Annotated in this window: 19 protein-coding genes; 2 read left to right on the top strand and 17 right to left on the bottom strand. The window is 32.3% G+C overall.

Annotated features, from left to right (window positions below; all coding sequences use genetic code 11):
• Positions 1–40: 40 nt before the first annotated feature.
• Both THYS13_RS12905 and THYS13_RS12900 read right to left on the bottom strand, forming a co-directional pair.
• Positions 41–826 (bottom strand): basic amino acid ABC transporter substrate-binding protein, encoded by a 786-nt coding sequence (locus THYS13_RS12905; RefSeq protein WP_029688928.1) that lies wholly within the window; start codon positions 824–826, stop codon positions 41–43.
• Between the two features lie 331 nt (positions 827–1157).
• Positions 1158–1355 (bottom strand): zinc-ribbon domain-containing protein, encoded by a 198-nt coding sequence (locus THYS13_RS12900; protein ID WP_042834939.1) that lies wholly within the window; start codon positions 1353–1355, stop codon positions 1158–1160.
• A gap of 517 nt (positions 1356–1872) precedes the next feature.
• Between THYS13_RS12900 and THYS13_RS12895 the strand changes: the two genes are divergently transcribed.
• Positions 1873–3981: a methyl-accepting chemotaxis protein gene (locus THYS13_RS12895; RefSeq protein ID WP_042834938.1), complete on the top strand. Its 2109-nt coding sequence runs from the start codon at positions 1873–1875 to the stop codon at positions 3979–3981.
• 24 nt (positions 3982–4005) lie between these two features.
• Here THYS13_RS12895 and flgN read toward each other — a convergent pair whose 3' ends face one another.
• The 5 genes from flgN to THYS13_RS12870 form a co-directional block, all read right to left on the bottom strand.
• On the bottom strand, positions 4006–4494 hold the full coding sequence (gene flgN / locus THYS13_RS12890; RefSeq protein ID WP_235603424.1) for a flagellar export chaperone FlgN: 489 nt from the start codon (positions 4492–4494) through the stop codon (positions 4006–4008).
• Entirely contained in the window at positions 4481–4867 is a 387-nt protein-coding gene (fliS, locus tag THYS13_RS12885; RefSeq protein ID WP_042834937.1) for a flagellar export chaperone FliS, read from the bottom strand. Before fliS ends, flgN begins: the two co-directional genes overlap by 14 nt.
• A 14-nt stretch (positions 4868–4881) precedes the next feature.
• Positions 4882–6360, bottom strand: a complete 1479-nt coding sequence (fliD, locus tag THYS13_RS12880; RefSeq protein ID WP_042834936.1) for a flagellar filament capping protein FliD — start codon at positions 6358–6360, stop codon at positions 4882–4884.
• 16 nt (positions 6361–6376) lie between these two features.
• A complete protein-coding gene (locus THYS13_RS12875) occupies positions 6377–6718 on the bottom strand; it encodes a flagellar protein FlaG (protein WP_042834935.1) in 342 nt (113 codons plus the stop codon).
• 144 nt (positions 6719–6862) lie between these two features.
• Positions 6863–7048, bottom strand: coding sequence for a Spo0E family sporulation regulatory protein-aspartic acid phosphatase (locus THYS13_RS12870; RefSeq protein ID WP_042834934.1), 186 nt, complete (start codon positions 7046–7048; stop codon positions 6863–6865).
• A gap of 140 nt (positions 7049–7188) precedes the next feature.
• On the opposite strand from THYS13_RS12870, the gene asnB reads away from it, so the two are divergent.
• On the top strand, positions 7189–9030 hold the full coding sequence (asnB, locus tag THYS13_RS12865; protein WP_042834933.1) for an asparagine synthase (glutamine-hydrolyzing): 1842 nt from the start codon (positions 7189–7191) through the stop codon (positions 9028–9030).
• 142 nt (positions 9031–9172) lie between these two features.
• Here asnB and THYS13_RS12860 read toward each other — a convergent pair whose 3' ends face one another.
• From THYS13_RS12860 to flgL, 10 genes are all read right to left on the bottom strand, one after another.
• Positions 9173–9952 carry a TRM11 family methyltransferase gene (locus tag THYS13_RS12860; protein ID WP_042834932.1) on the bottom strand — a complete coding sequence of 260 codons (780 nt, stop codon included), beginning with the start codon at positions 9950–9952 and terminating at the stop codon, positions 9173–9175.
• Entirely contained in the window at positions 9940–10863 is a 924-nt protein-coding gene (locus tag THYS13_RS12855) for a type II restriction endonuclease (RefSeq protein WP_042834931.1), read from the bottom strand. The genes THYS13_RS12860 and THYS13_RS12855 overlap by 13 nt, the downstream gene beginning before the upstream one ends.
• Before the next feature lie 10 nt (positions 10864–10873).
• A complete protein-coding gene (locus tag THYS13_RS12850; protein ID WP_042834930.1) occupies positions 10874–11836 on the bottom strand; it encodes a DNA adenine methylase in 963 nt (320 codons plus the stop codon).
• Positions 11837–11948: 112 nt separating this feature from the next.
• On the bottom strand, positions 11949–15242 hold the full coding sequence (locus THYS13_RS14025; protein ID WP_082990426.1) for a glycosyltransferase: 3294 nt from the start codon (positions 15240–15242) through the stop codon (positions 11949–11951).
• Between the two features lie 13 nt (positions 15243–15255).
• Positions 15256–16236, bottom strand: coding sequence for a glycosyltransferase (locus THYS13_RS12840; protein WP_052210539.1), 981 nt, complete (start codon positions 16234–16236; stop codon positions 15256–15258).
• 143 nt (positions 16237–16379) lie between these two features.
• Positions 16380–17225: a flagellin Hag gene (gene hag, locus THYS13_RS12835; RefSeq protein WP_042834929.1), complete on the bottom strand. Its 846-nt coding sequence runs from the start codon at positions 17223–17225 to the stop codon at positions 16380–16382.
• A gap of 129 nt (positions 17226–17354) precedes the next feature.
• On the bottom strand, positions 17355–17582 hold the full coding sequence (gene csrA, locus THYS13_RS12830; RefSeq protein ID WP_042834928.1) for a carbon storage regulator CsrA: 228 nt from the start codon (positions 17580–17582) through the stop codon (positions 17355–17357).
• Positions 17563–18015 (bottom strand): flagellar assembly protein FliW, encoded by a 453-nt coding sequence (fliW, locus tag THYS13_RS12825; protein WP_042834927.1) that lies wholly within the window; start codon positions 18013–18015, stop codon positions 17563–17565. Before fliW ends, csrA begins: the two co-directional genes overlap by 20 nt.
• 145 nt (positions 18016–18160) lie before the next feature.
• The gene (locus tag THYS13_RS12820) at positions 18161–18718 is read right to left on the bottom strand and encodes a DUF6470 family protein (protein WP_042834926.1); all 558 of its coding nucleotides are present in this window, start codon (positions 18716–18718) and stop codon (positions 18161–18163) included.
• Between the two features lie 4 nt (positions 18719–18722).
• Positions 18723–19616, bottom strand: coding sequence for a flagellar hook-associated protein FlgL (gene flgL / locus THYS13_RS12815; RefSeq protein ID WP_042834925.1), 894 nt, complete (start codon positions 19614–19616; stop codon positions 18723–18725).
• Positions 19617–19618: the final 2 nt, after the last annotated feature.

Raw genomic sequence — 19618 nt, 5'->3', positions numbered from 1 at the left:
TTAGTGGAGAATTGTCTTTAAAATTCTCCACCAAATTTCATCATTGCTTAAACCATTTATCTATAAGTTTGTCATATTCGCCACTAGCTTTTAACTCTTTTATCACATCGTTTATTATATTCACTAATTCTTTATTTCCTTTAGCTACTGCAACAGCAGAACCATTTTCTACCGTGTTGATTTCTTTCATGTTAAGTATTTTCATGTCATTGTATTCTTTGAGATATGCATTTGCTACAGTATTTTCCAATACTATCGCATCACATCTGCCATTTTTTAAATCCATAAAAGCGTCTCCAACACGATTTAGCTGCTTCAAATTTACATCTGGTATCTTTTTAGCGGCTTCTTCAGAGGTGGTGCCTATTTGTACCGCCACAGTTTTGCCTTTTAAATCATCAAACTTTGAAATAGGACTGTCATTTTTTACAACTACAACTTGTTGGCTGTTGTAATAAAGGTCTGAAAAGTCAACGCTTTTAGCTCGCTCTGGTGTGGGAGTCATACCTGCCACAATCATATCTATCCGCCCGGCTTGAAGAGCTGGAATCAATCCTTTAAAGTCCATATCTTTTATCTCCAGCTTAACCCCTAATTTTTTCGCAATGGCATTTGCTATATCAACGTCAAAGCCCACTATTGTATCTTTGTTTCCTTCTACTTTATGGAACTCATAAGGTGGAAAATCTGCACTTGTACCCATTATGATAACGCCTTTTTGTTTGATTTTGTCTAACGCACTAACAGGCTTATTACTACAACCGGATAAAAGCAATGCTAAAACCAATGCTGAAATCAAAAGAACACCAAGTAATTTTTTATTCATTTTTCTCCTCTCCTCCGTAAAAATTTTTTTTGGAATAAGTTATTCTTCCCTCGCAGTAAGACCGTTCAAAATCTTACAGAATTCGCTCTCATAATTATAATATCATATGAATAAAATTTCAATATTTTTTTGTTTAAAGAGTAAAGGAAATTTTTTAGAAAGTATAAAAATATATTGTGAAATAAAACCCTGTGGATAATGGGGATAAGTCTGTGAATAACTTTTAAATTTGCTTTTAACAATGTGGAAAAAGTTCTGAAATGTAAAAAAGACACCGAAATGGTGCCTTTTGTATAATCCTCTTTACTTTTCTTACGAAAAAGTAAGGGGATTATCTACTCATGCCAAAAGCTTTCTTGTCTCTTCTAGCATTGTACTGATGGCTTCTTCTTTTTTTCGCCTCTCTGCAGGCTTTACATCTTACAGGCTCATTTTGAAAGCCTTTCTCCGCATAAAACTGTTGTTCTCCTGCTGTCCACACAAACTCTTTCCCACAATCTTTGCACACTAACACTTTGTCTTGATACATAACTAATAATCCCCTCACTTTGAATTTTTGGTTCAATATAATCTTTCGATTATATTATAGGTGTATTATATCATCTTAAACCTTAAATAGCAATAAAATTTTAATAAAATTTTTCAGTTTGTTGACAAAATTAAAAAATATTCAAAGGAGATATTTTGCATCGTCGCTCCGATGTTCCAAAACGACAAAACTAAAGCTCGACCTTCAGGTTCCGGCAGGGTACCGTGCACAATCGGCATCCATGCCTTAAGGTGCCCGCCTCCGCCATCCATGGCTTCGGCCCTGCCTCCACCCTCGGTCTTGCTAAGTTTTGTTAGCGCTTTGTAACAAGTCGCTCCTTATGCAAAATATCTCCTTTACGAAAGTTTGTCTACAGTCTGTAAAATTTTAATAAAATTTTTACGATCTCAAAATACAAATTCCGACATTTTATTGTAAAATCCATCTAACAGTGGTATAATATATTTATACAACCGCTTGCATAACTTAATTCACCCATTTTGGAGGTGTTTAACTAATGAAAAGGCAAAAAGGAATTCAAAAGAAAGAGTTAAAACTAAGGTTCTCTAAAATTTCGTTTTTCAAAATTCCCAAGTCAAACGTTAGACTAAAGTTTTTATCCAGGGCTAGTAGCATATTTGCTAAATTAATGACATTCATAGCCCTTATGATAATCCTTCCTCTCGCTTTCACTGGTTATATGTCTACAAGCAAGTCAATAAAAATTTTACAAGATAGTATCAACATCTCTAATGCAGATACATTAGGACTAATAAATAATTATGTAGACCTTTTCAAAAATGATATTGAAACTCAACTTATTATACTCTCTGCCAATCCTCAAATTCTAAATTTTGGACAAGGTGATTTCGAAACTAATAAAAAGAATTTACAGGATTTATTTACAACCGTTTTAAAAACAAAAAGTACCAAAATATCTCTTATTTACCTTGCAACTCCAGATAAAAAAATAATTCAATCTCCTGACCTTCCCCTCGACCCAAATTATGACCCTACCAGTCAGGAATGGTATAAAAAAGCTATTGAAAATCCAGATGCAATAATATGGACTGGCCCTTACAGCAATGATGGAACAAATGGAGGAGTAGTTACCGTTTCAAAAGCAGTTAGGAGTTCTTTAACTTCTGCTGCCTCTGACCTTGTAGGAGTTTTGGCTTTTGACATAAATTTAGATTCTCTTTCTAACATGATTTCTTCTATAAAAGTGGGGAAAACAGGAAATGTGTATTTAATTTCTAATGAAGGCATTATAATCGCTGATAAAGATAAGAAAAATTTATTTTCCTACATAACAAAATACGATTACGGCAAAAAAATTCTCTCTATGCAAGAAGGAAGTTTTGAGTACAATGACAATGGAACAAATAAATTTGCATCTGTAAAAACTTTAAATAATTTTGGTTGGAAAGCTGCAATAACCATGGATTCTTCAGAACTTGCCGAAAAAACTTCTCAAATAAAAGACAACACAATAATTTTTAGTTTAATAAGTCTTTTAATAGGAATATTAGTAGCGTATTTTTTTTCAAAAAATATTACTTCAAAAATAGGAAAAGTCATGACAGTAATGAGCAAAGCTGCAAATGGGGATATGACACAAGAAGTAGAAGTGAAATCAAACGACGAAATAGGCAAGCTGGCTTTAAGCTTCAACCTTATGATAGATGGTATAAAAAGCTTAGTAGCCGATGTATTATCTGCCTCAAATTCTGTATACGAATATTCTAAAAAAGTATCCTTTGCATCAAATAAAGCTGAACAAATCACAAATGAAGTAGTTTTAGCTATGGAAGAAATAGCAAAAGGCGCGCAGGAGCAAGCAAAAGAAGCTGAAAAAGCTGCAACTATTACCAACTTGTTAAGTCAAAATTTAGATGTGACAATGGAAAATTCTAAGAATATAAATAAAGAAACTGATTCTGTAACAAAAGCAGCAAATACTGGATTAGAAAATATAAAAGAATTAAGTGAAAAGACTAAAATCACCGGACAAATGCATAGCAAAGTGAAAGAATCTACTTCCTATTTAAAGAAAAAATCTCATGAAATAGGAAAAATTGTAGAAACAATAACTGCAATAGCCGACCAAACCAATCTTTTATCATTAAATGCTGCAATTGAAGCAGCCCGTGCAGGAGAAGCAGGACGTGGTTTTGCTGTTGTAGCCGAAGAAGTGAGAAAATTGGCAAATCAGTCTTCTGAAGCCGCTAAAAATATTGAAACTATTATAAAAGAAATACAGCAAAACATTGATGATACCCATAAAGTAGTAGAAGAAGCGAGTGCTTCCATAGAAAAACAAAATGAATCTTTAGCAAAAACAGTTCATACTTTCTACGGCATTCAGCAAGCAGTAAATCGAATCGTAGAGGAGCTTAATAAACTCAATGACTCAATGGTGAAAATTTCTCAAAGCAGAAGTCAAATGTTAGATTCCATACAAAATATCGCTGCAGTAACGGAAGAAGCTGCTGCCTCTACCCAAGAAATATCTTCTGCAACAGAGGAGCAAAAAACCGCAATAGAAGAAATATCAAAATCCGCACAAGATTTGAGCAATATTGCAAATACCTTGATGAGTACAATAAATAAATTTAAAATTTAAAAAAGCGGCGATTTGCCGCTTCTTTTAGCGTTTTTTATCTAAAAAATAACTGTCAGGTGTATAGTATTTAAGATATTCTATATACCCTTCTTTATTCTTTGACAATTCCTCCAATTTGTTTTCTATTTTTTCGAAAATAGCAGTTATATTTTGAAGATTTTTATCGTCTTTCTCTTTTATTTTCCCCAAAAGGGCTTTTGTTTCTATAAAAAGTGCTTTCAATTTACTTATTTCTTCCGTAACTTTCCCATCCAAATCAAAAATACTTTCCACTTTATTTTGCTTTTTAAAAACATTATACAAAGGTATAAAATCGGCATCTAATTTGTCAATTTCTTCTATAATTTTTTGCTTTGTAGCAAGTAAATTTTTCAATTCTTCTAAATTGTTAGAAGCTATAGATACACCTATTTTTTCAGTAACCTCATAAAGTTCTTTCAATCTTTGAATTTTATCCTGTACAATTTGAGTAAGCTTTTCTACATTATTATGCATCTCATCAACCCTTTGCATAGACTTTCTCTCTAACTTTATTAAGGGCTAGATTCCAAGTATCTCTTAATTCTATTGCAAATCCTTTTACTTCTTCTAAAATTGTCACGTCTTTTTTTACATTAGCATCAATTAATCTTCTCAGCATATAGTCATATAAGCTGTACAAGTTTTGCGAAATATCATAGCTCATATCTAAAGTAAGCATAAGCTCTGTAATAATGTCTTGTGCCCTTTGTATACCATTATTTGCTGCCATATAATCTTTTTTCTCTATCGCACCTTTTGCTTCTTCAATAAACCTTATTATGCCATTGTAAAGCATTAGTACCAGTTCTTCAGGACTTGCTGTTAAAATCGCGTTTTCTTTGTATTGCTGATATGGATTTACCATCGCCGCACCCCTTTCTATTTCCCCATAACCCCTATTTGTTGACTCAACCACGCACTTTGTGAATTCATTTGGCTTACATACATCTCTAACTGTGTAAATTGTGCATAATATCTCTGTTCAAGGTTATTTAGATACTCTTGCATTTGAGCAATCCTATCATCTATTTCTCTTATTCTATTTCCTATAAAACTGTTATCGTAAAGTTGATAAGTTCCCCCAGCTTTTTGAGTTATAGCATCTATACCTTGATTTAAAGTATCGTAAAGCTGTTGTGCAATACCTTGAGAAGTTGAGGTACCTGTAAATATATTCATTACCAATTGAGGATTGGTTGCTATAGCATTTTTAAGCTTTGTTTCGTCGATGTAAAGTTTTCCACCTTCATACCATTGACCAGTAGTAATGCCAATTGAACTTAAAGAACCCGCACCGGCAACTGTAGAAGAAACAACATTTCTCATGGAATAATATATTCTCATAAGAGTTTCATCATTAGCCAAATCTCCAGAACGAGCTTTTTGTTCCCATAAAGTTATATCACTGTCTTTCATAGCTTGCTTTTGTTCAGAAGTTAAAGGCGGATAATCGTAATACCTTTTTTCTGTAAGTTTTGTATTAATTTTTGTAATTACATCATTATATGTATCAACAAAGGTTTTTATGGAGTTATATATTTTGTCAACATCCGTTGAAACAGCTAGAGTTGTAGTACCTGTACCCGTAAGGGTAATATTTAAACCTAATAATGTAAAATTATTTGTGCTTTCGGAATACACAGTAGTACCGTTATTTAAAGTAAACTGGGCATTCTTACCATAAGCAACATAACTATCAGTTCCCACAGTTGTACCAACATTGATCATTAGGGTATTATTTAATATATTCCACCCATTTGAATCAGAACCACTAAAGTCTATTTTAGCACTACTTCCGGTGGTGGTAGATACAAGAAATATAGTCTTTAAATTTGTATCATAACTAGCGGTAACCCCTGCCCCTGCATTATTAATTTTTGCTATAATCGAATTTAACGAATCAGTGGAAGTCACTGCTATGCTAACATTATTCAATACAATTGTACCTGTTTGGTTAAGTGCCGCATTCGGATCTGTAATGCTAAGCTGTCCAGAAGTTCTGTAAGCGGGTTGTGCCAGTTGAGTCACATTTATTGTATAAGTTCCGTTTACCGCACTCGATGTTGCTGTAGCAGTCGCAACAGCAGCATTTGATGCAACAGTTTTTGCAAGAAAAGTTCCTTGTAGTTTAAGATTAAAAACGACATTATCTCTCAATGACATAAGCTGTGTGTTTATATCTCTTAAATCTTCTTGCTGCCATTGATACCATTGCTTTTGTTGTTCTAATCTATCGAGAGGAATACTGGCAGCTCTCATTAACTGCCTCACTATAGAATCGGTATCAAGTCCTGTTGCAAGACCACTTATTCTTAATAAATTACTCATATTATAGCTATACATGCTTATAGGATCCATCTCTACACCCTCCTAATTATATTTTTCTATCCACAAAAAGTCCTGCTATTTTCCACAAACCTGCAACAAGGTCAAGTATTTTTTCTGGAGGAATTTCATCAATAATCTCATTTGTATCCCTATCAACAATTTTTACCACTATTGTATTTGTAGGCTTGTGCACAGAAAATTCAAAATATGTATGATCGTTAATGCTTATTTTTCTATTTTCTTTATTAAGCTCATTATTAAGTTTATCTTCGTCTACAGGTTTACTGAGTATATCTTTTACTGTTTTTATTTCATCTATTAACGCACTATCTCTTTTAAACTGCGAATTTACTTGCCCCGTTCCCGCAGTATTTATCCCCTGCAACATACCATTATTACCTCCTGCAATAAGAATTTATCATTTGTAATAATTTCTCCCTCTTGCTAATATAAATATCGACATATATTTTAAAAAGTTTAAATTTTTTTATGTATTTTTCACGCAAAAAAGAAAAACAAGTAAAACAGCACTTTATTTTATCTGTTTTACTTGTTTTTCTCCTTTCATGTACATGACAATCAATTCGTCTAATTCACGACTAAGCTCTAAGGCTTTTGGAAGTTCTATATTGCATTCATTTAATTTCTTTTTTAGAAGCCTTATCCTTTCAGCAATATCATTTTCTTCATAATAATGCTCTTTTATTACTTTCTCCATAAAAGCTTAGTCCTCCTAAAAAACTTATGTTTTTATTATATCACGTAGAAATTAAAAGTTCATTAGAAAATTATAACAGGTATTAATGACAAAAAAAGAAAATATATTTACTTATAGATTTAAATTTTAGGAGGATTTTTATGTGTGGAATAACGGGATGGGTTAACTTTGATATGGACTTATCACTTCAAAATGAAGTAATCGAAAAAATGACAGACACTCTTAAAAAAAGAGGACCTGACGGTTCTGGGGTATGGCTATCAAAACATTGTGTTTTGGGGCACCGCCGTTTAATTGTTATAGATCCACAAGGTGGAATTCAACCAATGATAAAAAAATACGGCGAAAAAAATTTTGTCATCATCCACAATGGAGAACTTTACAATATGGATGAATTAAAAAACGAACTCATGTCTTTAGGATATACTTTTAATACCCGTTCAGATACTGAAATTATCTTGACATCTTATATAGAATGGGGTTCTTTATGTGTTAAAAAATTTAATGGAATATTTGCTTTTGCAATATGGGATGAAGTACAAAATAGGCTTTTTATTGCCAGGGACCATCTCGGAATAAAGCCGCTATTTTATACCATAAAAAACGGGTCTTTGATATTTGGTTCAGAAATCAAAGCAATATTAGCACATCCACATGTAAAGCCAGAGATAGACTCACAAGGTCTTGCAGAAATATTTGTAATGGGACCTTCAAGAACTCCCGGATATGGTGTCTTTAAAGACATTAAAGAATTAAAAGCCGGGCATTACCTCATATTCACTAAAAATGGAGCAAACATAAGCAAATACTGGTCATTACAAAGTCTTCCCCATGAAGATAGCCTTGAGAAAACGGCGGAAAAAATAAGGTATCTCCTTAAAGATTCATCAGTGAGGCAGCTTGTTTCAGACGTGCCTTTATGTTCATTGCTATCAGGTGGGCTTGATTCAACTGCTGTATCCTTCTTCACAAGTGAAGAATTAAAACAAAAAGGTCAAAAACTTATAACATACTCGGTAGATTATGTGGGTAATGATAAATATTTTACGCCAAACGAATTTCAACCAAATTCTGACGCAGACTGGGTAAAATTTGTTGCAAATAAACTTGACACAAACCATAACTATGTATTTATAGATAACGAAGAACTTGCACATGCTCTAAAGCCAGCCTTGTACGCTCGAGACCTTCCTGGTATGGCAGATATAGATTCATCTTTATATCTATTTTTAAAAGAAGTAAAAAAAGGAGCCACAGTCGCTCTATCAGGAGAAGGTTCTGATGAAGTTTTTGGAGGTTATCCCTGGTTTAGAAACAAAGAAGCAATTGAAAGTCACACCTTCCCATGGATAAGAATGGTCAATGAACGCATGAAATTACTTTTGCCAGAAGTTGTAAAATATATAAGACCTATAGAGTATTTAAATGATAGATATAACGAGGCTTTAAATGAAGTGCCAAAACTTAGCGGAGAAGACCCATATAATGCTCGAATGAGGGAAATGTTTTACCTTAACATAACAAGATTTATGCCCATGCTTCTTGACAGAATGGATAGAATGAGCATGGCAGTAGGTTTTGAAGCAAGAGTACCTTTTTTAGACTACAGGCTTGTAGAATATGTCTGGAATATACCGTGGGAAATGAAAAATCTTAACGGAAGGGAAAAAGGAATACTTAGATACGCTCTAAAAGGTTACATCCCAGAGGAAGTAATTGAAAGAAAAAAGAGTCCTTACCCTAAAACACACAATCCAGTATTTAAAAACATCCTTAAAGAATGGCTAAAACAAATAATTGATGACAGTACATCGCCTTTATTACAACTTGTAGATAAAAAAGCAATCGCAGAACTTATAGAAACAGATGCAAAAGCCTATGACCCTGCCTGGTTTTCACAGCTTATGGGCCCCGCCCAACTTTTCGCTTACCTCGTACAAATAAATATGTGGCTAAAAGATTATAAAATTTCTATAGTGTAGTAAAATTGTGAGTCATTGTTATGAACACAATAGGTGTTTCTATAGGATCTGAGATCCTTCACCTTCGGCTCAGGATGACAAAGAGACGGAAGTAAAAAATATCCAAAATATTCTACTGAAAATGGCGGGAAATCCCCGCCATTTAGTATAATCCCGTGCTATATTTTATTTTATTTAAATTTTCATCTTTTTTAGGCTTTCTAAATATAAATAAATGTTCATGCATAATCATATAAAAGTTATATTTCTCTACCTGTCTTTCCCAATAAGGTGTAGACTTACAATTATGTTGAACTTTTATAATGTCCTCCTTTAATACAAAGCCATTCTTAAGGAAAAGTCTCATTACATAATATGAAAGAGGTATGTAATGCCCACTTTTTCTTGTATCTCCTATTAAAATAGCACAATATCTGTCTTCTTTCAAAACTCTATAAAGTTCAATAACTCCTTTTTTCAACTCATCACAAAATTTTTTAACATCAGATATATTTGATAAGTCCCCCTCAATTGTCCCATTTGAATATTTTATAATATTTAAGTATGGTGGATGCGTTATTATTAAATCAATGCTGCTGTCGCCAATATCTTTTAAATTTCTCACATCCCCTACCCTTACAATCTGCTCATACTTATAATTTCCATCAAAGTCTAAATTTCTTTTAGTCAGCTCTACACTATCTGGATTAATATCAAAACCTATACCTCGCCTATTTAATATTTTAGTTTCTATTAGCGTTGTACCACTCCCAACCATAGGGTCGAGTACAAAATCTCCTTCATGAGAATATCTTAATATAACATTCCTTGGAATTTGAGGTGCAAAATTGCCTCTGTAATTTCCCTTATGTGTCTTCCATTTTCCCCTTTCAGGAAACGACCATACAGTAGTTATTTCTTTTTTAAAATCTATATCCTGCATAATATTTCCTCCAATAAACCAATACGCACAAAATGAAGATTTAACAAATAATCTATTTTCTCAAATCCTTTATGAATTTGATTTTTCTGTCCTCTCCATCCCTCTCCGTCTGTAATCCAAATAAATTCAAATCCATTATTTTTAAGTTCATTCTGTCTTTCTATGTAGGAATCCACTATTTCTTGAGGTTTTGAACCAGTTCCTGAATAAAAATTCACTTCGATATTGATAACTTTTTTGTTGTTTTTGATTAAAATAAAATCAGCTTTTCTGTTTTTAATTGAAGAGTTAACCTCTATACCATAATTAGTTTCCAAATGTTCGAAATTTTTCTGAAATAAAATTCTTTCCAATCCTTTTTCCTTTGTTGCTATATCTTCAATAATTGGCTTTAATAATAATTCCATCGCATCTCCACTTCTATTTTTCCTCGCATGTGTATCCATGCCTACTTCCACACCTATTACATAATCTTGTACGCTCTTCGCACCCATTTCCAGAAAAAATCTCTTTAAGCCTGTCTTATCAAAAAATTCTATAATATTATCAATCTCTTTTAATGTAAGAGTTCTAGTGTTAAAGTCATAATTCATAATATCCAAGTTTTTATCTGTAAAATTGCGGATTACTTTAAAATTAAGGTCTCGTATTGCTAATAAAATCGGTATAACAGGAAGCACTCGAGGATAATTTAATAAAATTTTTCTTAAGTCATTATCAAACTGATTACTTCCTATTAAACTATTTAATATATTAAATTCTATTTTATGTTCTTCAACGTGTTTTCTTACTTTGTCCCAATCAACAAAAAAGTCATAACTCCTATTTGTGTCCACAAGTGTATCATGAAATTTTTCTATTACACTTTCCTCATTTTCTACATTTAAGAATTCAATATATAATTCCTTCATTTTAAGCCCCCTACTCATAATTCCTTATTATCAATTCATTTATATCTCCTCGTTTATCCCCATTACTGTTAATATATCTTTTTGCTTTTACCCTTTCAATAATAAACCCCGCATACAATTCATCAAAAAAATTGTCATCTACATCTTCATTCTTGGGGTCCGAATTGCTAAGTATAAGATAAGCGCCTCTTTTATCCATTTCTTTAAAAAACTGAGCTAACCGCCTCTGGTCATCATCATCAAACCCGTCCTCATTATAACTTGTAAAATTCGAAGTATTGTTTAAAGGACGATAAGGAGGATCGAGATAAACCAAAGTGTTTTTATGTATATACTTTTTGCTTTCTTCAAAATCTGCACAAATGATCTCTGTATTCTCTAACGCTTTACTTACTTCGATTAAATTGTCAGCATCACAAATAGTAGGGTTTTTATATTTCCCAAACGGTACATTGAATTCACCTTTTTTATTTAGACGATATAATCCATTAAAACATGTCTTGTTTAAAAAAATTAAGTACGCTGCTCTTTTTACCCAGTCCAAATTATAATTTACATAATCAAAATTGTCCTTTTGTCTATTATACTCATCTCTAATGTTATAGTAAAAATCTTTCCTTTGTTCCTCTGATAATTTTAGATATTTTTCTTCCATGCTACTTAACTCGTGAATCAACTCATTCACATTATTTTGAATTACCTTATAACCTATTATTAGTTCCTTATTTATATCGATTAAAAACGATTCTTTAATTTTGAAATTTCTTTTTAAAAAGAAGAAAAATGCACCACCGCCTACAAAAGGCTCAACATATCTCTCTATTTCACCACTTTGAATTAAAGAAGATGGCAACCTCTTATATAACTCATCTAATAACTGTGTTTTTCCGCCTGCCCACTTTAAAAAAGGTTTAGCATTATTTAAAATGCTTGATAATTTGTCTGAAATCTCTATCAAATTCAATGTTTGCACTTCACCATCACTTCCCTTTAAGCTTGTCTCTTAAAATAATTATATCATCAATTGCTAAAGTGAAAAAGTTTTGTTCAAAAAAAAGAGAGGATTGACCTCTCTTAAGGAATAATTATAAGCCCGTCCTATCCTTGAGACTTATCTCTGGATATATCTCTTTTATCATTCTGTCAATTTCTTCAGCTTCCTCATGATTTCCTATAGTTTTGTATATCTTGTATATTAACGCATAATTATCTATATCCATTCTATCAATATTAAAAGCATTCGCTGCCAATGACAAGGCTTCATCATACATACCCTGTCCTAATGCTCTTTCAGCAAGATATCTATATACCTCAGGATTTTGTGTGTTTAAATCAGCTGCTTTTATATAAGCCTCAATTGCTAAATCTTCTAATCCGTACTTTATCATAAGTTGAGCGTACTTTTCATAATCCTCTCTTGTAAACCTGTTTACATATAGTCCCAATACTTTATTGTATAAATCAAATTCTTGCAACTTGATGAGCAAGTCTAGTAAATTGAAATAACTATCCCTAACTTCATCAAATTTTGCTTTAATTTCTCCAATAATAGTCATATACAGCTTTTTATCAGATGAGTCAGAAATTTCCCAAAGAATCTCTTTAACTTTATCAATATCATTTAGTATTATGTAGTATAAAACTTTATAATAATTTGCTTCTTGTCTTGCCTTCCCATATTCCATATCAAAATGTTTTACTGCATTTTTATAATCTTTAAGTCCCATACAGACAATTCCTCTCAACGTATTTAGGCCTTCTATATCTAAATTGATATTATCAAGGTACTGTTTTGAAAATTCAAATATACCTGCATTTATATACAGTTTTGACAATATTACATGGTTTATAGGAGATTTAGTATCAACATATTTAATGAAAAATTTATAAACATCTTCTGGTTTTTCGTTTTTTACAAACAAGTCAAAAAGTCTTATAAAAACCTCTTGATAGTTTGGATTCTCTTTTAAAACCTCGATGTATTCCCTCACAGCATCATTCAATCGATTTAACCTCTCATTGCAAAAGGCTATCATATATCTTGCACGATAACTTCCTGTTCCCCCCATGGTAATAAACATTCCTTTATATTCTCCCATCAAAAGACATTCCTTAAACATGTCTATCGCTTTTTCATATCGTTTTTGGTCAACATATACCATACCTTCAAGAAATTTGAAATCCGGTACATCTATATAATACGCTTTTGCATCATTTATAATTTTTAACGCTGTATCATAATCTTTTAGTGCTGCATATGTACCTATAAGATATCTTATCATTCTTGTTGCAGAATAAGAATTAACGTCCATCCCTTTTGTAGCTATTAACAAGTGTTTTAATGCTTTATTATAATTACCCAAATTATAATATTCCACTGCCAAATTCCCATGCTGAAATTTATCATCAGGGTGATCCTTAAGGTATTTTGAGATAAGTTTAATATACCTCTCTGTTTTATTTTTCTCTACTCTTATTTCTGACAAATATCCATAATGTAATATTGTAACTTCAGCGTTTTTAGCTATAGGAGGACGATTTTCTTCTACATTTCTGAGATTCTCATGAACAGGATAAATATACCTAAGTTTACCATTATTCCTAAATAAACGATAATTATAATGAACTTCTGTAAGACCACTACCCAAATTAGCACCTGCATAGTTTACAAATTTAAAGAGGTACGCTTCAACAGTCTCGTCATTAAGTAAGGGCCTTATTTTATCAACATCTTCCCTTTTAATTTCTTCGTCAGCATCGAGAAATAATATCCAATCGCAAGTAGCATTTTCTATAGCTATATTTCTTGCTTTACTGAAATCTTCCTCCCACTTTGCATGTATTACTTTTGCTCCAAAACTTTTTGCAATCTCTACTGTCTTATCTTTTGAACCAGTATCAACCACAACTATTTCATCAACAATATCTTTAACGCTGTTTATACAGCGAGTAATGTTTCTCTCTTCATCTTTTGTAATAAGGCAGAGAGAAAGGGTTGCCTTCTTCTTTTGAGACGCTACAACCACATATTGGTAGGTATTTCCTTCTATTTTATAGTTTTTTGAATAGCCTAATATTTTCGCAATATTATCTAAATAATTTAATAATGTCATTTCACGAGAAGAGTCTATATTACCTTCTAATCTCGTAACATCTATAATATCGAATCCAGCACTTTTAAATAGATTTTCTATTGTACTATATGAAAAAAATCTAAGGTGGGTTTTATCCAGTAAACCAGAATCTTCATATTTCCAATTACCCATTAACAAACGCTTTAATATACTAACATGATTAATGTTGGGAATAGAAGCAATTATTTGTCCATCTTTTTTTAATACTCTTTTAATTTCATTAATAACTTCCCACGGATTGTGTAAGTGTTCCAAAACGTCACCAAAAATCACTACATCATAGTAATCTTCTGGCAATTTTATAATCACATCTTCTACAGCGCTTGAATATACCTTATCTAATACATTACCAGCGATTTCTGCTACATGCTTGTTGATTTCGATACCATGAACTTCAACATTATAGCGATTTTTTAACTCAAGTCCTAAAGCTCCCATAGCACAACCTACATCTAATACTCGTTTAGCTGTAATGGGAAATTTTGATAATATATATGGGTTATAATTCACATAGTAAAAAACATCAAATCCCCATTTGTTTATAAAATAGCTCCTATTTTGTATCATAATTTTTTCGTAATCAAAATTGGTGTTTTTAAATGTAACACTACCAAAATGGTAAATAAATGTAGACTCTAACATATAAAGTTTCTTCCCACTTAAAATTGTCCTTAAACACAAATCATCATCTTCATAATTACCTATACCAAAATTCTCATCAAACAATCCAATTTCATCTATTAATTGCTTTTTCATTACCATGCAAAAACCTACTAGTCTCAATACTTTTCTATATTTGGGGAAAGTGATATTATAACTATTAGCAAATTTGTGAATATCATCTATTGTTCTTAATTCTACATTAATTCTTTGTTGTCCAGAAATATTATTGGTTACTGGACCAACTATACCTGCATCATCATGCAAATTTAAAAAGTCGATCATATTTTTTAACCAATTTTTTGTTACAATTGTATCATTATTCAATAATACAATGTATTCTCCTTTAGAAGCCTTAATACCTTGATTGCAGCCTGCTGCAAAACCCATATTCCTATCATTTTCTATCAAAAGTATATCCTTTTGTTTTTTTAACCATTCAACTGTTCCATCTGTAGAGGCATTATCAACAACAATAATCTCATAAGGTACATCCGTGTATTGACGTATACTTTCTATACAAAGTTTCGTATATGTTAATTGATTATGGGTTAAAATTATTATACTGCTTAAATCCTTAACCATGCGTTATCTCCCTCTATTTACTATTCTTGATTACCTCTAAAACAATTGCTAACCTATGCGCAAAAAGGTGTTCTTTTACTGTTCTCAAATAAGCTTTTTTCGCTATTTCATTTCTTACATTTTCATTATTTAAATAATATTCTATTTTCTCAATTAAATCCTCTTCGTCATTGAAAACTATAAGTTCTTTATCAATTTCATAAAATTTGCCTAAATCTTCTCGATAATCTACTATTTGAAATCCGCCTGCTAAGGAAATATCAAATATCCTATTATTCGGTGACAAAGCTTTTATTTTATAACTATTTAACCGTCTTAATGTATCATCATCATAGGCTCTATGAATGTTCAAATTAATTTTTGCATTACTGTAAAATTTTGCAGCATCTTCATCTGAAACAACTCCCAAAAGAATATTATTTTTTAAAATACTATATGACTTAAGTCTATCCCACAAAATTCCTATAATTTTAGTATTATATTTTATCAACTCATGTGATATTTTATCAATTAGTTCTAATCTGTTTTTATATCCCGTACCTATTATGCAAATATCGCTCTTATATCTAACATCTTTGTTTATTTTAAATGTCACTTCATTAGAACCTAATGGCAAATAATAAACATTATCATGGTTAACTACTTTTTTATAAATATCTATTACGTTTTTTTCCGTGTTAAAAATATAGTCATAATATGGTGCAACTTTAAGAGATTGGTCAATATCATAAGGGTCATCAACAATCCACACCCCTATTTTATATCCGAAATTTTTAATTTTCCTAACTGTTTCTGTATTTAATTGTACTCCTAACAAAGTAAATACAAAATCTGGGTTAAAATCTTGCAACATATCATAAAAGTTAGCCTCTTCCGTATTCGAAACATCCACTGCAACTATCTGACAATGTAGCTGTAAAAAACCATTAATAATCCCATAATCTAAATTGTTATGCGGCCACCAATGACCAGAATTAACATATAAAACCTTCATAGGTTTTTAAATCCTCCATTTTTTAAATTAATCCTTTTACTTCTAAATAACTTTGTTCATAAAATATATTGACATTTTCTTTTATAATTTTAGTTAAAATGCTTCTCCAAGTAAATTTCAAGGGAGGCTTCGCCTCCCTTATTTTATCTTAGTAATTGCAATACTGACTGCGGTTGCTGATTTGCTTGTGCCAGCATTGCAGTCGCTGCTTGAGTTAAAATGTTATCTTTTGTGAATTCCATCATCTCTTTTGCCATATCTACATCTCTTATACGGGATTCAGCGGCTGTTAAGTTCTCTGCTGCTGTACCAAGGTTATTTATCGTATGCTCGAGACGATTCTGCAACGCACCAAGATTGCTCCTTGTCGCCGATACTGTCTGTATAGCAGCATCGATAGCACTCAAATCAGCTGCTACACTTGCCGAAGTCAAATTAACAACACTCACATTTACTTGGGCAAGAGATAATGAAGCAGTTCCAAGCACTGAAGTATGGATTTCAGCTATAGTTAATGAAACAATTTGTCCACCATTTGCACCTATTTGGAAAGTCAAACCAGTTGTAGATAAGCTTCCATCCAGTAATGTTTTAGTATTAAATTGTGTTTGGTCTGAAATTCTGTCCACTTCTTGCAGCAATTGATTAATTTCCGCTTGAATATTTGCTCTATCTTGTGTTGTATTTGTGTCATTTGCTGCTTGTACAACAAGTTCTCTCATTCTCTGAAGTATTGCATGGGTTTCATTTAAGGCACCTTCAGCTGTCTGGATAAGGGATATACCATCTTGAGCGTTCCTTTGAGCTTGATTAAGACCATTAATTTGTGCTCTCATTTTTTCTGAAATTGCAAGACCTGCTGCATCATCACCAGCTCTGTTGATTCTGTAACCCGATGAAAGTTTTTCTAATGCCTTTTGTGTATTTGCAGTATTAATTGCAAGTGCTCTCCATGCGTTTAGCGCACTTAAGTTGTGGTTGATAATCATTTTTAACCTTCCTCCTTGAATTGTTATTTGGCATCCTTGCCTTAATTTTGAAAGATTTTAAGACTCACAGTTGGCCAACTGCTTCATCTTTTGTTTTCATTATATATATCGATATATTTTGCATTTACTTTAGCGTTTTTTAATAAAATTTTCTAATTTGCTTAAAGCCTCTTTGTTTACAGATGCAGCTTTTAAGTTTTCGTCTTTGATTTCTATAAGCTCTTTTCTTAAAACAGATATATTTTTTGGCGCAGTAATCCCCAATTTTATTTGGCCATCAACAATTTCTAATATTTTAATTTCTATATCTTCCCCTATAATTATGGATTGACCTACTTTACGCGTTAGAATAAGCATTTTTGAGTTCCTCCAATATTGGATGCTTTATTAAGTATTCTTCGTTTTCAAGAATAACTTGTTTACCCTTGTTATTCTTAGCATTTATAATTATAGGGGCTTTTAGATTTGCTGTCATTTTTTCTATTTCATCGGGGATTACTACAATTACGTATATGAGAAGGTGGTTCACATCCTCTATTTGAAGAGCTTGTATTAATTCTTCATCAATTTCAAAAGTATAATCCGGTTTAAAGACTCGAGGGTCAATAACTACAAAGGCTATATCTGTATCATCAACCGCTTGAAGCCATTTAAAGGGCATGTTTTCTCTATCGTCACTGATTATTAAAAAATTGTGTAAGTCTTCAAAACCCGGTATTCCTTCTTCAAAGTAAATGACGTTTTCAGGATTGTATTCTATGATGCCAAAGTTTTTTGTATTTATTTGCATAGTAAATCCTCACTTTCTTATTGGTGTCTTTATGGAGTGCTTCTTTTAGGTCTGAGATTCTTCGCTAACGCTCAGAATGACAAAAATGATGGTTTATAATGGAAAAGAAGTCCTTGGCAAAAGATAAAAAGTTATATCCTTAAATTCATATCCTCCTATCCACATTATTTCCCACATATTGTATCTTTATTGATGGGTATTGCTTCATATGTATATTTACATGTGCCGGTGTCACATATATTTGAGGTTTATGAGGTATTGCTTTGATTTCTACACCACCTAACTGCCAATTTATGTTTAAATATCCTTCAAACCATATTTGGGGCCGTGATTTTGGCATAAGGTCAATATTGAAGTCTATATCCTGAATCAGCGCTTCTTCACTTAATTTCACAATAGCATTTTGATGGTTTTCTATTGATGCAAGTGTATCTCCATCTTCAGCAATTTTGCCTATTGCCTCAAGAGCTATTTGTTTGCTCCACTGGGCTTCATCATGGACAAGGTCAAAAATATTTTTAAGGCCTGCTTCATAAAAACACTGATACTGGTCTATATGCACTTCCGGAAGTTTTTGGTCTATTTCCATTTTTGCAGGTATTTGTTTTATTTCAAGGTCTACTTTTGGGCTTTGTATAGAAATTTGGGCAGGAGTAGTGTCTATACCTATCCTGCCAAAAGTTTGATGTATCACTATACTCATATTATCACCTTAAAAAGTCTATGAGGCTGGGCTGCATAATACGAGCTCCTGCAGCTAAAGAGGCTCTATACACATTTTCATCCATTTTGAGATTTGTAATAACTTGTGCCAAATCTGCATCTTCATTTTTTGAAAGAAGCGATGTGAAATTGTAGTTATCATCTTGGAGCCTATTCTTTATAAGGTCAATTCTGTTTGATTTTGCACCCACTTCTGCTCTTACTGCCAATACATTTTCCATCTGCTTATCCACATCAACTATTAAATTGCTTACAGCCTGATGGTCTCCCGAGTCTAATGCTTTTTTTAGATTATCCATCATAGTAAGAAGTTGAGAAGTTCCTGTCAAATCCACATTAAAAACTTTATCTCCAGTTACATTTACAGCTATTTTATTTCCCCCAGCACCTACTTCAAACTCTATTAAACCCTTATCGCCACTATAAGAATTATTGGTTTCACTAAAAGGCTGGGTTGTAGTTTTAAAACCTGCAAATATATATCTTCCATTGTATTGAGTATTCCCAACTTGTATCATTTGCGCTTTTAACTGCTCTATCTCGTTAGCTATTTTTTGCATATCCTCTTGAGTCAAAGTCCCATTTGCACCTTGGACTGCTAATTCTCTCGTACGCTGCAATAGGCTACCCAATTGATTTAAAGCAGTATCAGTTATGTCCAACCAGGATTTTGCATCATCAGCATTTTTGGTATAAGCGTCGTTTCTTGTCATATCTGTTCGAATACGTAGGCTTGTAGCTACTGCAACAGGGTCATCAGAAGGCCTTGATATTCTTTTGCCTGTAGATAACATGTTTTGATTTTTTTGTAACCGTTCAAGGTTATTGTTGTAGTCATTCAAAAAATTCGTTATAAGCATGCCGTCAGTAATTCTCATCT

Origin of the sequence: Thermoanaerobacter sp. YS13 (assembly GCF_000806225.2) — a bacterium.
GTDB classification, from domain to species: Bacteria; Bacillota; Thermoanaerobacteria; order Thermoanaerobacterales; family Thermoanaerobacteraceae; genus Thermoanaerobacter; species Thermoanaerobacter uzonensis.
The sequence above is the reverse complement of the archived record's forward strand: the minus strand, read 5'-3'. Positions and strand labels throughout refer to the sequence as shown.